Genomic DNA, 15,660 nt, shown 5'->3' with positions numbered 1-15,660 from the left:
ACAGCCAGCCCTGTACCCCGCCGAGATGCATCGCCGGCCCCAGATCCCGCCGCCGGGCACGCCGATGCCGGATTTGACCGACCCGGACACCGCCCTGGCCTGGCTGGACACCGAACGGTCCACCCTGGTCGCCGTCGCTGCCTACACCGCCACCCACCTACACCACCCGGCTGTCCGCCACCCTGTGGCGCTATCTCACCGGCGGACACCACACCGACGCCCTGACCATCCACGGCCACGCTCACCAGGCCGCCCACAACACCGGCGACCCGACCGGACAAGCCGACGCACTGGCCAACCTCGGCGCTGCATTCACCCGGCTGGGCCGGCACGAGCAGGCCGCCGACCACCTCCGGCAGGCCCTGACCATGTACCGGCAAGCCGGCGACCGGACCGGCGAAGCCAGCGCGCTGCACAACCTCGGCATCATCGAGAAGTTGCTGGGCGGCTATTGTGCGGCTGGCGACCACTACAAGCAGGCTCTGACCATGTACCGGCAAGCCGGCGACCGCACCGGCGAAGCCTGGGTGCTGAACAGCCTCGGTACCTTGCACACGTGTCTCGGCCAGCCCGGCCAAGCCATCGAGCACCACCAGCAGGCCCTCGTGATCTTCCGAGAGACCGGCGACCGCGACGGCGGAGTCTTTGCCCTCAACGGCCTCGGCGACGCCGCCCACATCGCTGACCGCCCCGCCGATGCCCTCATCCAGCACACCGCCGCGCACACCATCGCCGCCGGTGTCGGCGACCGCGACCAGCAGGCTCGCGCCCACACCGGGCTCGGCCACGCCCATCGCACCCTCAACGACCCGGCCCACGCCCGCTGGCACTACCAGCAAGCCTTGACCCTCTACACCGACCTCGGCCTGCCCGACGCCGACCAAGTCAAAGCGCACCTGACCGCCGTCACCGCCTGACCGATCACCTGCTCCGGTGTACCCGCTGGCAGTCGCAACCTGGCCGTGTAGATGAGTGTTCTGGTGAGTGGCAATTCGGGATGACTGATGTCGTCCTGAGGGACGAATCCGAACTCCGACCCGTCTGCGTGGGTCTGTGGCCGTGGTGCTGGACGTCGCCGCTGCTCGGCCGCCGGATGCCTGCCAGCAGGGCTATGTCTTGGCGTGGGCCTGGTCGTAGCTCTGCTGGGCGTCGAGGATGCTGGGCATGCTGCCGGTGAGGTAGCCGATCAGGTCGAGCAGCTTGGCGGCGAGCACTTCGCCGGTCGGGGTCAGGCTGTACTCCACCTTCAGCGGGAAGGTCGACTGGACCTGCCGGTTCACCAGGCCGTCGCGCTCGAGCGCCTGCAGCGACTGGGCCAGCATCTTCTGGCTGACGCCCTCGACCCGTCGGCGGAGCTCGTTGAACCTCATCGGGCCGTCGGCGAGCGCGCCCATCGCCAGCGACCCCCAGCGCCCGGTCACGTCCTCGAGCACCGGCCGGGATGGGCAGGCGGCGCCGAAGACGTCGTAATCCACGTCACTATCCACGCCTCCAGCCTACCCCGATCAGGAACCAGTTACTTGAAGTTTGCAGTATCTGCTGGTAGACAGTCTCTAACAGAAACTACAGCACGCCCGACCGAAGGATGCGACACCGATGATCGATCGACGTTCTCTGATCAGGAACAGCAGCGCGGCAGGCTTCGGCGCCCTGGCGCTGGCCGCTGTGAGCAGTGGCACCGAGATGGCCTACGGCGCGACCGACAGCACGTCGCACCACGGCGGTGGCAACGGCTTCCCGGCCAACCTCAGCCGGACCGAGCGCAAGCACCTGAAGATCTTCGACGAGTTGGACTTCGAGGTCTTCACCGGCCAGAAGTGGGACCGGCTGCACGAGAGCCACGCCCGCAACATCCGGGTGAACTGGCCCGACGGGCACTTCACCGATGGGATCGACAAGCACATCGCCGATCTGGCCGCGCTGTTCGTCTGGGCGCCGGACACCCGGATCACCGAGCACCAGTTCAGGCTGGCGAACGACCAGTTGACGGCTGTCACCGGTGCCATGAAGGGCACCTTCAGCAAGCCGATGCCTGACGGCAAGGGCGGCTACATCAAGCCGACCGGCAAGTCCTACTCGCTCCCGATGGCGACGGTGGGCATCTGGAACAAGCGCAACACGATGGAGGAGGAGTACCTGTTCTGGGACAACCAGTCCTTCTACGCCCAGATCGGCCTCGGCTAAGACCCCGGAGCGGACGCAGCTAGGTGCTGCGTTGCGCCGGCGCAACGCACCACCTCGGTTGACAGTGCCATCTCGAAGGCCAGGAATCCGCCGAAGGCCTCGCAACGCTGACCGCAGGGGGCTTCCAGGTTATCCCGAGCAACCCCGACGCCCACCCAGGTCGACGAGTCATGGTTCACGAGATTCCCCGAGTTCATCGCGCACACCTATGGCACGGAGGCAGCGATGCTGTACGAGGAGCTGGTCCGTTTGCAGGATGATGAGGAAGGGCCGACCTGCTCATCGCGCGCCTCCTTGCGTCCGGGGCAATCGATGCTGAGGGCAACGATGCGATCCTTCTTCACCATCGATCCCAGGTTCGTACCCGTGCCACCTATTCGGGTCGTGTCGGTTGGGGGCTGTCCAGCCGGATCAGGAGCATGCCTGCCAGTTGTCTCACGCTTGGCCCCTTGAGCAACTCGATGACCGTGACGCCGGCGCCCACTTCCCTGGCTATCCAGGAGCTGATTTCCACGGCCAACAGCGAGTCGACGTAGTTCACCAGTGGCATGTTCTCGTCGAGATCGTCCAACGGCACGCCAAGTACGGTCGCCAGCCGCAGCTTCAGTTGTGCTGTCAGCAGATCCGCGCGCGCCGCGCTGTCGCAGGACCGCAACTGCCTGCCAAGGGAACCATTGGTGGCCAGATCGCTGTCTGTCGCCGGGGCATCGTGATACAGGGGTGGCAGACTCGCGTAGCGTGGCTGGTCGTCCGGGGTGACGCCGTGGTGCCGGAAGAACTGCTGCCAGTCGATTGGCAGTACGCCGATCCGCGGGAACGAGCCGCCGAGGAGCACGGTCAGGGCCTGAAATGCCTGTCCTGACGTGAATCCCCGCATTCCCGTCGCAGAGACCGCGCGTTCGACATCCTGATGCCGTGCCACGTATCCGACGTCTGATATCGCTCCCCAGTTGACCGCGAGTGCAGCCAGTCCGTTGGCGTGCCGGAATTCGGCCAGGTGATCGAGGAACGCATTGGCGGCGGCATAGTTCGCTTGTCCTATATTGCCGACCAGGGATATCGCTGAGGAGAACAGCACGAATGCGTCCAACGGCAGGTGTGCGGTCAACTCGTGCAGGTGGAATGCCCCTACCACCTTGGGGCCGAGTACGCGCTCGAAGCGTGGGTCGCTCATGCCGGTGATCGGCGCGTCGTCCAAGACCATCGCGCAGTGCAGAACGCCTCTCAGCGTGGGCAACTCGCGGTCGATGCGCGCCAACAGATCGGCCAGGTCGGTGCGAGAGGTGACGTCAACCGCGGCGACGCAAACCTGCACACCTCGTTCCTTGAGGTTCTCGATCACTCCTCGAGCCTGGGCATCGGGGCTGCCCGATCGTCCGACCAGCGCCAGGGCCTGTATCCCCGCATCCGCCAGCTTCTCGGCCATGGCCAGTCCGACGCCGCCCAGGCCACCGGTGATGAGCCAGGTTCCCCGTACCACGTGGCGTGGCGTGTCCGGTGCGGGGTGAACGCGCACCTCATGCTCGTCCATGGCCATGACGAGCTTGCCGATGTGTTTAGCACCTGCTAACTGCCGGAACACCGCCTCCGCCTGCGAAGGGTGGAAGATCCGGTGGGGCAGTGGAGTCAGGACACCCTGCCTGAACAGATTGAGGATCCGCGCGAATTCGGTGGCCACCGCCTGAGGCCGGTCCAGCACCATCTCACTGAGGTCGAAGGCGAAGTACGCCAGGTTCCGAGTGAACGGCCGGAGCCCGAGTTTGCGGTCAGCGAGCAGATCTCGCTTGCCGATCTCGACGAACCTGCCGTACGGAGCAAGGCACGCGATGCTCCGCGCCGCGGCCTCCCCGGTGGTCGCGTTCAGCACCACATCCACTCCCGCACCATCGGTAGCTGAACGCACCTGATCGGCGAACGCCAGCGAGCGGGAGTCCATGACGTGCCGCACGCCCAGTGCACGCAGCAGCGCACGCTTTTGCGGGCTGCCCGCGGTGGCGAACACCTCGGCTCCGGCCAACTGGGCGATCTGGATCGCGGCCAGCCCCGTGCCACCGGAGGCAGAGTGGATCAGTACCCGCTCGCCGGGCCGGAGCCTGGCCAGTTCGTGCAGTGTGTACCAGGCGGTCAGGAAGGCGACAGGAATGGTGGCTGCCTGCTCCCAACTCAGTTCCTCCGGCATGTGCAGCACGCACGTGCTGTCCATGACGACATGCGACGCGATGGTGCCATCGATGCTGCTGATGGCTACCACAGCGTCACCTACGTGCAGCCCGGTGACATCGTCTCCCACGCGGGTGACAAGTCCGGAACACTCGCCTCCGAACGGCATACCCCGCGAGGACCTCGGCGGGGGTACTTGGCCGAGCGCGAACATCACGTCGCGGAAGTTGAGTCCTGCGGCGACAACCTGGATCTCCACCTCGCCGTCGGCGGGCGTATGTCGCGGCCGGGCACGGTACCGCAGGTCGTCCATCGGTCCCGGTTTGTCCATGTGAAGCGCGAATCCGGTGTCCGCCGGCAGGTCGGGAGCGTACATCGGTGTGCGCAGTCTGTCGGCGGGCTGTGGGAGGAGTCGGCGGACGAATCGCTCGCCTGCACGCAACGCGACCTCGTGCTCCTGGTCCTGCCTCCGCAATTCGGCCCACACCGCATCGGGCTCGCCGGGTGCCGGCATGGCGTCGAGGTCGATCATTCTGCACCGCATCGCCGATTGTTCGAGCCCGGCGACCAACCCGAGCCCCCACGCAGGTGCGCCTTCCAACCGAATCGTGTCGTTGCGCCAGGCATGAGCCCCCCGCGTCACCAGGTACAGCCGCGGCCGCGAGGTGGGCGCCCTGCCGTCCAGTGCCTTTACGACATCGGTAAAGATCAGGCACTGCCGGCGTATTTCCCGCTCCAGAGCGACCCCGTCGATGTCGTCGCTTTCGGCGTACCTGTCGTTCCAAAATTGGACGACGCCTTCAGGTTCCAGCGTGTCGTCCTCGATCTTGCCTGAGGATGTAAGGACTGCACGTCCACCGCACTGCTTGATCCGGTTGGCCAGCTCAGCAGCCAAACCCCCCGAATCCCCGATTATCACCCAGTCGCCCAGCGGCTCCGACGTGCCATTGACTGCCGGGTCGTCGTGTGGCGATGGGGGTGGGGGAGCCTGTGCGAGGAGTACCGTCTGCGCGCCCGTACCACTGTGTTCGGGGTCACCGATCGCGACTACATCGTCGTAGCCGACCGATCGCAACAGGTTCCCCCATTCAGATGCTGACAACAATGGCCCTTCCCGACGGAGCTGGACATCGCGGAAGGCCCACCAGCCCTCGGTCAGGCCGAACGTCAGATCCCCCCACGGGCTGCCTGGTTCAGCCTCGACCAGTGCCAGCACACCGCCTGGTGCGAGTACCTCCTGGAGGTCCAGCAGTGTCTTCTTCAGATCTGACACCGCGTGCACCGCATCGGAGGCCAGAACGAGGTCGAAGGACCCGGCGGCGATCCCCTGTTCTTGCGGGGAGCGCTCAAGGTCATACGTGTGGTACTTGATGAAGTCGTAGTCGCGAAACCGCTCTCGTGCGCGCTGGGTGAAGGTCGCCGATACGTCGGTGAACACGTACTCGGACCGGTCTGGCGGCAGCACGGGCAGCACTGCGGAAGTCAGTCCGCCGGTACCGCCGCCCACCTCCAGCACCCGCAGCGTGCGCCGTCGATCGCTTTGCTGGACGCACTGTTCGATCGCCCGCCGCACCAGGGTGTGGTGGAATCGGGTCGTTGGCGAGTTCTGGTAGACGCGTTCTGCGTATTCCTGTGATCCGCCGGGAAACAACAGTTCCAGCGGGTCCACCTTGCCGGTGAACACGTCGTGCAGACGCTCGCCGGTCTGGGCGATCAGCAACAGCTCCGCGAGACAATCCGGATGGCGAGTCAGTGTCTCAGCCCATTGCCGCCCAAGGTCATTGTCCACCTGGCGATCGACCAGGAAGCGCCCGTCACGTTCGGAAATTACGCCGTCCTCGACCAGGATCCGTAGCATCCTGGCGAGCGGGCGCTCGTACCTGGCTACCAGACCGGGAAAGTCCTGTAGTGAGAAAACCTGCCCGACCATCAACTGGTGCCCGAAGTCGCTGAGGCATTGGGTGATGTAGCCGACGCACAGGTGGCGTAGATCGGTCTGGTAGTCAGTTCCGTACCGCCGTCGGTCGAGACGGCTGGCCAGCGCGTGGGCTGCGGGCTCGAGCCGTTGCTGGAGCTCCGTCGGCCCGATGGTGAGCGCGCATGGCCGCGGTAGGCGATCGGATGTCCACGCCAGGCGGTAGAAGTCGTTGTCGATGGAGGCTTCCGCGTTGGTGCCTGGCTGTGACACCACCTTGCCTTGGAGTCCACTGAATTCTGCGACCACGTTCCCACGGTCATCGAGGACGAAGACGTCGCCAGAGAGTCCACCCGCGTCGAGCCTGCTGGCCCGTGTGTAGCACCACACAGGCCCCCGTACGCCGCCGACGACGCGTGCCCGATCGATCCCCGTGGGAAGACAGCTCAGGGGCAGCAGTTCATCGGCGATGCCGTGACCCGGATGCAGGATCGCGACCTGGAGGCACGCGTCGAGTAGAGCGGGGTGGAACAGATAGTCCGCCAAGACGTCCCGGAGCACTTCTGGAACCTCTACCCTGGCGAGGCTTTCGCCTGCGCCGACGCGCAGGTGGCTGATCCCACGGAACGCCGCGCCGTAGATGTACCCCTTGCCAGTGAAGGTGTCGTATACCGCCTGCGCATCGAATGACCTCGTGCACCGCCGTTGGATCGCCTCAAGATCGAACGCGGACGCCGCCTGGCCATCCAGCGGATCTGGGTGGAACCGGCCGCGTGCTGTGCGCGTCCATCCGTCGTCGCGGACGGCGCGGCTGTGGATCTCGAACGTGCCATCGTCGGGATCGAGTTCGATCCGGCTTACCTGTGGTGCGTCCGCCTCGAGAACACACGCGCGCTGGAACTCCATGAACTCCAGGGCGCAGGAGGCGCCGGTCAGCTCGTGAGCGGCGGCGAGCGTGGCTTCCACATAGGCCGCGCCGGGCACGATGACGGAACCGAGAACCTCGTGTTCGGTCGCCCATTCCAGGCGGTGGTCGCCCCACTTGATCTCCCAGGTGGGGCGAGGGGCGTCGATGCGCTTGAGCATCGGGTGCGACTGCCCGCCTGCGCGGTACCGGCGCGCGGGTGGGCTTTCGTTCCAGAACGACTGGTGTATCCATGGGTTCGTCGGAAGATCGTCCACGGGAACGGGGTCCGGGTAAGGCCGTTGCCACGCGATGTCATGGCCGGCAGTGTGCAGTGTCCCGAAAGCGCTGAGGAAGGACTCCCAGTCGTTCTTGCCGCGTGTCAGCGAGGAGACGCAGAGCGTGTCGCTGCCCTTGTCATTGAGGATTTCCCTCAGCGAGTTGACGAGCACCGGGTGCGGGCTCAGTTCGACGAAGGTATCGAACCCGTCGGCCAGCATCGTGTTGATCGCGGGAGCGAACAGCACCGGCTGCCGGAAGTTGCGCCACCAGTAGGGGGTTCCAAGGTCCGCACCCTCGATACGGCTGCCTGTGACCGTCGAGTACATCGGGATCGCCGTTGCGGCGTGCTCGATCTCTGCCAGCTCGGCGATCAACTGGTCGTGCAGGGGATCCATGTCTGGGCTGTGGCAGGCGCAGTTGACCCGCAACGTGCGTGCGAAAACCCCTCGGCTGTCGAGTTCACGTTCCAGTTCCTGAAATACGGTCCTCCGACCGGACAGCGTCGAGGATCGCGGACCGTTCTCCGCGGCCAGCCAGAGCTGTTCCGGGTATTGTGCGCACAGCGCCAGGGCTTCGTCCTTCGGTAGGGCGACGAACATCATCCCGCCCGAACTGTCAGCGTCTTCCTGTATCCGCGCCCGCAGACAGATCACTTTCAGCGCGGAGGCCAGATCGAGCCCGCCGGAGACGTGTGCGGCGGCGATCTCGCCCATGCTGTGGCCGGCGACACCGTCGGGTACGACTCCCCACGAACTCCACAGCTCGGCCAGGGCGATTTGGATCGCGAACATGGTCGGTTGGAGGCAGGAGGTCCGCTGAACCAGGGAGGAAGCCTCGTCCTGGGCGTTAAGCGCTTCGCGGATCGACCAGCCAAGGTATGGGCGCGCCAGTTCATCGCACTCCATCACCTTGGCGCGGAAGACCTCGTTGGTCTCCAGCAGCGTCCTGCCCATCGCGTACCACTGCGGGCCCTGGCCGTTGAACAGGAACGCGAGCTTGCCGCCAGTGGCACGTGCGGTACCGGTGATGACACCGGGCGCGCTTGCGTTGTCCACGTAGGCCCGTAGCTTTGCCACCGCATCGTGCGGGTCCGTGGCCACGACCGCCAGTCGTCGGCTGTGGTGGCTGCGGCGCACCGCGAGATTGGCCGCCAGTCGTTGCAGGTTGATCGGTTGGGTGTCCAGGCGTTCGGCGTGGGCGAATGCCAACTGCCGGAGCGCCCCATCGCTGTGCGCGCTCAAGGTGAGCACAGCCGGCTGAGGTTGCTGCAGCGCTGCAGCGTCTTGCGCCGCAGCAGCTTCCAGCACAACGTTGGCGTTTGTACCACCGAAGCCGAACGAGTTCACGCTGGCTACGACCCGCGGGTAGCAAGACGGCCATGGGCGTTCGGAGGTACTCACCGCCAGTTGCCACTGGTCGAAGGCGATCTCCGGATTCGGCGTCTGAAAGTGCACGGTGGGCGCTATCCGGCGATGATGGACGGACAACGCCGCCTTGATCAAACCAGCGACTCCTGCGCCGGCCTCCAGATGACCGATATTGGTCTTGATTGATCCGATGTAGCACACCCGTTCCGGTTCACGACCGTCGGCGAGTACCTTTCCCAGCGCATTGGCCTCGATCGGATCGCCGACAGGAGTACCGGTTCCGTGCGCCTCGACATAGCCGACCTCCCTCGGGCCGATCCCGGCAGCAACCAGTGCCGCACGGAAGTTGGCTCCCTGGGCGGCACTGCTGGGCACTGTGATGCCCTGGGTGCGGCCGTCCTGGTTGACCGAGGAACCGCGGATCACCGCGTATATCCGATCTCGGTCGCGTTGTGCTTCGGCCAGCCGCTTCAAGACGACGACTCCGGCACCTTCGCCTCGAACATATCCGTTTGCCGCCGCGTCGAAGGCTCGCGAGCGGCCGTCGGGCGACAACATCGATGCCTGGCTCAACGCCACTGCGCTCTGTGGCACCAACATGAGATTCACGCCGCCGGCCAAGACCAGCTCACTTTCCCCGCGTCGCAGGCTCTCACAGCCCAGATGCACCGCGACGAGCGAGGAAGAGCAAGCAGTGTCGATCGTCATGCTCGGGCCATGCAAGTCAAAGGTGTAGGAGAGTCGGTTGGACAGGATGCTCATGTACATCCCGGTCGCCGAATGCGTCCCGAGCCCCTCCACCTCACCGATGGCGGTCTGGAGCCCGGCGTAGTCGCCGCTGCAGGCCCCCATGAATACACCGGTCCGACTGCCGGCTAGCTGCCCGGGGACGACGCCGCCATCCTCGAACGCCTCCCAACACACTTCGAGCAGCAGCCGCTGCTGAGGGTCCATCTGGTTGGCGACGCGACCAGAGACACCGAAGAAGCCCGCGTCGAAGCCGTCGACCTCATGGAGGAAACCGCCGTGCCTGGTGTTAATCCGCCCCGGCTTCCGCCAGTCCGGCGAGTAGTACCGCTCGTTGTCCCAACGATCGGCCGGTACCGGGCAGATTGCGTCGACGCCCTTGACCAGTAGGTTCCAGAGTGAACTCGGACCGGTGACACCGCCGGGCATCCGACAGCCGATACCGATGAGAGCGATAGGTTCCGTACCAGTGCCCATCCTGCACCTCCGCTTGCGCATCCGATGATCCAGCGTCTGGCTGTGCTCGACCCGTATTGTTCGCGCTCACCTGAGCATCCATCTCAACTGGGAACGGCACGACCCCCTCACCTGAGCTGCGGTGACCAGCGCGACCCTGGGCTCTTCGGCAGGTCCGCGCACGCTGTGCGTCATAGGATCGATCTCTACACCGCGATTCGCCCCCGAACCACCGACAACCTGTACCCCCTAAGCCTCGATGTCCTACTCGGGAGCATGGATCGACTCTTCGCGGATGAGGCGCCCCGGTCGTGAAGTTAGCGGCTACTAGCCCAGCCTCCACAAACCCGGGCTTGACATCGTCAGCCACCTAAACAATCGTGATTCACAGGTGTATTGACACTAGCTCGCCGTTTCTTGGGGTGAGCGCTGAACTTGAGTGCTCGACTCGGCTCGAAGGGGGCAGGATGCCGAGCATCGCTGGACGCATCCCGCTCAACACGGCGCAGTCGCGCAATCTCCGCAACTGGTCGGCGGACGAGCGGCCCTGGAAGACCCTGCCGATCGTGGTCGCGCTGGAACCGCCGATGAGTGTGGCTGCCGTTCGGCGGGCGGTCGGTGACTTGGCCCGGCGGCACGAGGCGTTGCGCAGTCGGCTGGCTCGGGACGCCGCCGGCTGCCTCGGGCAGGAGGTGGCCGGCGTGGCAGTCGAGATGCCGTGTGACACGGTGGAATTGACCGAGGCATCGGCGATCTGGACACCGATGTCGGTGCCACCGGAGGAACGGGCTGCGCGGTGCACGCTCTATCTGCGGGACGGGCAGGTGGCGGTCGTGCGGTTGACCGTGTCGCACGTGTTCACCGACGTGCTGGGCGCGCAGTTCCTGGCCCGTGATCTGAGGCGGCTGCTCAATGGTGACCTTCCACCCGACATGCCGCCGGGGCAGGCCAGCACTTTCGCGCGCGGCCTCGAGGATGAACAGGTCCGGGAGAACACCGAGCACTGGCAGCGATTGCTGGCCGACGCGCCTCGGTCGTGCACGTACTCCGGCGTGACCAGGGACGAGCACGAGACGGCTCAGGTCGCGACCGTGCCGCTCGCCGATGCGGATGCCGTGAGGTTCACCTCGGCGTGCCGGAACCTGCGTGTGACGGCAAACATGTTGTGGGTCGCGATAGTCAGCATCGTCGTCAGCAGGATTTCCGGTCAACATCGGCAGGTGTTCCGTTCCACCTATGCCAACCGGTTGAGCGGCGCCGAGTTCGGCGCGGTGGCACAACTGGCCCAGGCTGTGTACGTGCCGATCAACGGAACCGCCGAGGACACCCTCCGCGCGCGGGTCGGCCAGGTCGCGGATTCTCTTCTGTCCACATACGACAAAGGGATCTACGATGCCAACGGCTTGCTGGACTGGCTCAACCAATCTGAGGTATGCCGGGGTGCGGCGTTCCAGCCTGCGTTCGAGCTGAATTACGTGCCGGGCTTGGACACGGACGTGGTACAGCAACCAGAAGAATTCGGGATCGTCGAGTCCAGTGTTCGGATCGATCCGCCCTCGGCCAAGGCCGATCTCGTGGTGTTGGTCGTGCCCGCGCCCAGCCCCGTGGTACAGCTCAGCGCGCGGCGGCCGGTGCACTGCCAGCGGGATGCCGCCAGCCTGGCGGAGGACTGTCTGCGGGTCGTCCGGATGGTGTGTGCGGAACCGGACAGCCTGCTGGTGGACGTCCCGATCGAACCGTTCCGGTCCACCGGCCAACTCCTTCCTGGGCACCACAGCGGGGTCGCGATCGACCTAAACATCACACGTGAGCTGGTCAGGTCGATCACCGGCGTTGAGTCGTGCCGCCTGGAGATCGAGGGCACGCGACGGCTGATGGCGCACGTTCGGACAGCTGAGCCGATCGAGGCCGTGGATCTATTCAGGGCGCTCCGGGAACGGCAACCATGGTGGTCCGGCACGGTCGTGCCGGATGATGTGGTGATTACGCTGGCCGCTCGTGAGGACTCCAAGTACACAACCGATGCGTCGGCGTAGGCCTTATAAGGAACAGTTGCTGTCGATCAAGTTCGCTGCGCAGCTGTCGCGGCATTGATGCCCCTCGGCAGCCGCTCCGACCTGGGTATGAGTTGGCATCCGACTCCGGTTGGACGCAGGTCCCGATCGAACTCCTTAGAGTTCGATTTCTGGCGCGCTTCCTGCGTACCTCTGCGGCTTCACTCGATCGGGAGTGTTTGATGTTGATTCGTACTATGTCGTTCCGGGCTATGGCGGGGCTGCTCGGTGCCGCGATAGCCACCGGAGCGATCGTTGCCGCAGGCCCCCAGCAGTCTTCGGCGGCTTCCTCGACAGACCTGTCCCAGTACTACAACCAGCCGGCGGACTGGGCACCCTGCCTTCCCGGCCAGGGCGAAGATCCCGACGAGTGGAAGCAGATGGAGTGTGCCGACCTGGTCGTGCCGATGAACTATCGCCGGCCCTCCGACGGCAACCTGGCCATTGCCGTCAGCCGGATCAGGGCGAAGAGTCCGGCGAAGCGGCAAGGCATCCTCATGATCAACCCAGGCGGTCCTGGCGGAGACGGCCTGGACTGGCCCCTTCGGCTGAAGGATCGCGCCGCCGCGACCGGGTTCGACCTGATCGGGTTCGATCCCCGGGGAGTCGGTCGATCGACGTCACTCCAGTGCGAGTCGCCGGACGGGGAGCGGGTGGAACTGTCCCGGCCGACCGACGCTCAGTTCGCGGCCATCGAAGCTCAGGCGCGAGCCGACGAGGAACGGTGCCGGCGGACCGCCGGCGGTATCCGGAAGTTCGTCAACACACCCAACACCGCACGTGACATGGATGTCATCCGGGCCGTCCTCGGCGAACAACGGATCAACTACTACGGCATCTCGTACGGGACCTATCTCGGCGCCGTCTACGGCACCATGTTCCCGGCCCGGCTGAATCGCAGTGTGCTGGACTCCTCGGTGAACCCGGACTGGGTCTGGCATCGGCAGTTTCAGCAGCAGTCGGTGGCTGCCACGCAGAACGTCCACATCTGGGCGCAGTGGGTTGCCGCACGCAACAAGCGCTACGGATTCGGTACGACAGAAGCCAAGGTGATCGCCCGTGTCGAGACCATCAGCAGGCGAGTGCGGACCCGCCCAGTCGACGTACCGGATGACCAAGGAGGTTCCCAGACCTTCGACCAGACTGGATGGGACCAACTGCTCGGCAGTGCCAACGACGTCCAGCACTGGGACGTCCTCGCAGACCTCGCTGTGAAGGTCAAGGCCGCGACCCAGTCCAAGCCGACAGCACTGTCCAAGGACGCCGGACGTGCCCTCTATGTCGTCCTCGACCGGGTCAAGGACACCGAAGACGGAGTCTTCCCGACGGTCACCTGTGAGGCGGCGTGGCCGACCGACCTGTCGTACTACGAACGGCAGATGCGGCTGTTCCGGACGAAGTACCCGTACGGCAACGGCGCGATGGCGGCCGCACCCACCAATTGCACCTTCCGGACCTTCACGCCACCCGAGACGCTGCCTACGCTGAAGCGCTCCGGCTACCCGGTGGGTCTGGTCGTCCAGGCCGAACTCGACACCCAGACCCAATACCAAGGCGGACCGGCTATGGCCACCCGGCTTGGCGACAACCTCATCACCGTTCGAGACAGCGGTACTCACGGCCAGTACGGCGTCACCCCCTGCGTGACCAAGAAGGTCGACGACTACCTCCTCAAGGGAGTCCTCCCGGGTTCCCGGGTAACCTGCACCGGCCGGCGACCAGCCGTACCGGACGACGACGATGACGCCCCCGTAGCACCCCAGACCCTGACCCTCGAACAACGCGCCCGCTGAACTACGACCAACCGTCGCGCCCGCTCTGACACGGCGCCGTTCAAAGCGGTCAGTAGAAGCGCCTCACACATGTTGTTGCCTGTGGCATCGAGGGACCAAGGCCAGATGACCGGGTTGGATGATTCGCCGCGATTCGGAGGGGGCGGCATCTAGTCATCAGCGATAGGCTGATTCGTCCAGCTAACGCAAGTTTCGGGATGTGATATGACGACGAGCACACACTCCAGCTCCGTCCCGCTGCACGCCTGGGACTCGATCACGGTGCCGGTCCGGGTGCTCAGGGGGATACCCGGGGCGGGGCGACCACGGCCCCACCCTCGCTGGGAGACCAAGCCTCGCGATCCGTGGAGTCGTGGAGCTTGGCCTCCGAAGGACGGCTGGTACGACGTCCCCACTACGTGGCGCGAGATCCTCGATAGTGCGATGACGGTCGGCAGGGATCCAACGCCCTGGCTCAAGCGGTGGCCTCATCTCGCCTGGCAGGAGTTGCTAGCCCGGCACAGTCCGCTGTCGGCCTATCTGCATCACGATGGCACGGTGGCGCCGCGTCTTCTCCGGCCTTCGCCGGTCTACACGATGGGTGCCGAGCGGAGTGCCCAGGCTGCGTTGGCGTATCGACTCGGAATGACCATGGCTGAGTGGGTTGCCCGAGTGTTGATCGAGCTTCCATCCACCCTCCACTACGAGTGGTCGTCGCCAGCGGGTGCTGGCACCGAGTGGTACGGCCCCGGCAGCAGGCCAGACCTGTATACGGTGCATACCTCGTCGCCTCCACTGTGGGTGCTGGAGGCCAAAGGCGCCTTGCGCATTACGCAAGCTCACATGCGCAAGGGCGCAGCGCAACTGGCCGTCATGAGGCCCCCCGTTCTCCATGCCGCCCACCACCGCGTCCTGGTCGGCACAAGTATGGAGCCGCGGCTGTTCACCCTTGTGGAGCACGAAACACAGGCTCCGGCCAAGCACAGCGCACCGTTCGATGGCCCGATGGATGTCTTCCAGGAAGCTCGAGCCAGGCTGCTCGCCTACGCCTTCCTCACCTCCATACCAGCGTCTGCACGGCGCACAGTCACCGTGGCTGAGGGCGGCCGAACCCGGCGGTTCGGCGAGAGCGATGACTCAACTGCCGAGGTCCGCCGTGTGATGCGCGTACGACGAGTCGAGACCGGATATCCAATTCAGGAGCGCCCAACGGGCACCCGGCAGATGCTCGTTGCGGAGTTGCCCGGCACCGGGCTTCGGATCGGGATGTCACGCCCGATGATGCAGGCATGCGGCGCCGTGCTGGCACAACTTCACGAGGCGATGAACGCCACGGCCGCTCAGCGCCCTGGATGGGAGTATCTAGCCCCTGGAAGCATTCTGGCCCCGAGCCAATGGCTCGACTCCGACCTCGAGCTCGCCGCATTCAAAGCCGAAGTGGACAGGCAGAGTCTCGGTGAGCAGCGATCCGCCGCCGAAGAGGCATATCGCCAAGCGGTCTCAACTGACCGGCCCACGCAGCCTGTGTTCGATGCTCCAGAGCTCGCTCCCGCTGAGGCCGATCTGGAACTGTTCACCGACGACTCGTACCTCGCCCTCTCACGTGAATCGGTACTCGCCGGCCCGATCCGGAGCACATGACATGGCGGCCGCTCAAGTCAGGGGGATAGGTCTCGCCGGTGGCCATCGGCCGATACGGTCGGGCGCTGAAGAGGCCGATGCGGAAGCCGCCTTTCGCCGCATTCTTCGCCCGGCCGACGTCTGCGGTCAGCGACTGTGGACCCAGGGCCCCGGGCGCCATCGTGATTGAAGTTTGCAG

7 protein-coding genes are annotated in these 15,660 nt (G+C 65.4%); 5 read left to right on the top strand and 2 right to left on the bottom strand.

Going from position 1 to position 15,660, the window contains the following annotated elements:
• Positions 1-137: 137 nt before the first annotated feature.
• A complete protein-coding gene (locus tag E1263_RS43135) occupies positions 138-917 on the top strand; it encodes a tetratricopeptide repeat protein (RefSeq protein WP_337590272.1) in 780 nt (259 codons plus the stop codon).
• A gap of 192 nt (positions 918-1,109) precedes the next feature.
• Here the strand turns inward: E1263_RS43135 and E1263_RS06620 are convergent, their stop codons facing one another.
• The gene (locus E1263_RS06620) at positions 1,110-1,487 is read right to left on the bottom strand and encodes a winged helix-turn-helix transcriptional regulator (protein ID WP_132166272.1); all 378 of its coding nucleotides are present in this window, start codon (positions 1,485-1,487) and stop codon (positions 1,110-1,112) included.
• A 109-nt stretch (positions 1,488-1,596) separates the two neighbouring features.
• Between E1263_RS06620 and E1263_RS06615 the strand changes: the two genes are divergently transcribed.
• Positions 1,597-2,184: a nuclear transport factor 2 family protein gene (locus E1263_RS06615; protein WP_132166271.1), complete on the top strand. Its 588-nt coding sequence runs from the start codon at positions 1,597-1,599 to the stop codon at positions 2,182-2,184.
• Positions 2,185-2,557: 373 nt separating this feature from the next.
• On the opposite strand, the gene E1263_RS06610 is transcribed toward E1263_RS06615, so the two are convergent.
• Positions 2,558-10,036, bottom strand: a complete 7,479-nt coding sequence (locus E1263_RS06610) for a type I polyketide synthase (RefSeq protein ID WP_165956513.1) — start codon at positions 10,034-10,036, stop codon at positions 2,558-2,560.
• Between the two features lie 446 nt (positions 10,037-10,482).
• Between E1263_RS06610 and E1263_RS06605 the strand changes: the two genes are divergently transcribed.
• The 3 genes from E1263_RS06605 to E1263_RS06595 all read left to right on the top strand — a co-directional run bounded on the left by E1263_RS06605 (position 10,483) and on the right by E1263_RS06595 (position 15,482).
• A complete protein-coding gene (locus E1263_RS06605) occupies positions 10,483-12,051 on the top strand; it encodes a condensation domain-containing protein (protein ID WP_132166269.1) in 1,569 nt (522 codons plus the stop codon).
• Positions 12,052-12,251: 200 nt separating this feature from the next.
• On the top strand, positions 12,252-13,862 hold the full coding sequence (locus tag E1263_RS06600; protein ID WP_202868748.1) for an alpha/beta fold hydrolase: 1,611 nt from the start codon (positions 12,252-12,254) through the stop codon (positions 13,860-13,862).
• 651 nt (positions 13,863-14,513) lie between these two features.
• The gene (locus E1263_RS06595; RefSeq protein WP_165956512.1) at positions 14,514-15,482 is read left to right on the top strand and encodes a hypothetical protein; all 969 of its coding nucleotides are present in this window, start codon (positions 14,514-14,516) and stop codon (positions 15,480-15,482) included.
• Positions 15,483-15,660: the final 178 nt, after the last annotated feature.

It is taken from the genome of Kribbella antibiotica, from assembly GCF_004349055.1.
In the GTDB taxonomy this organism is placed as follows: Bacteria; Actinomycetota; Actinomycetes; order Propionibacteriales; family Kribbellaceae; genus Kribbella; species Kribbella antibiotica.
The sequence above is the reverse complement of the archived record's forward strand: the minus strand, read 5'-3'. Positions and strand labels throughout refer to the sequence as shown.

Excerpts from the sequence above, each read along its gene's own strand:
- E1263_RS06605 (WP_132166269.1), top strand. The coding sequence starts at position 10,483 with ATGCCGAGCATCGCTGGACGCATCCCGCTCAACACGGCGCAGTCGCGC.
- E1263_RS06610 (WP_165956513.1), bottom strand. The coding sequence starts at position 10,036 with ATGGGCACTGGTACGGAACCTATCGCTCTCATCGGTATCGGCTGTCGG.
- E1263_RS06600 (WP_202868748.1), top strand. The coding sequence starts at position 12,252 with ATGTTGATTCGTACTATGTCGTTCCGGGCTATGGCGGGGCTGCTCGGT.
- E1263_RS06615 (WP_132166271.1), top strand. The coding sequence starts at position 1,597 with ATGATCGATCGACGTTCTCTGATCAGGAACAGCAGCGCGGCAGGCTTC.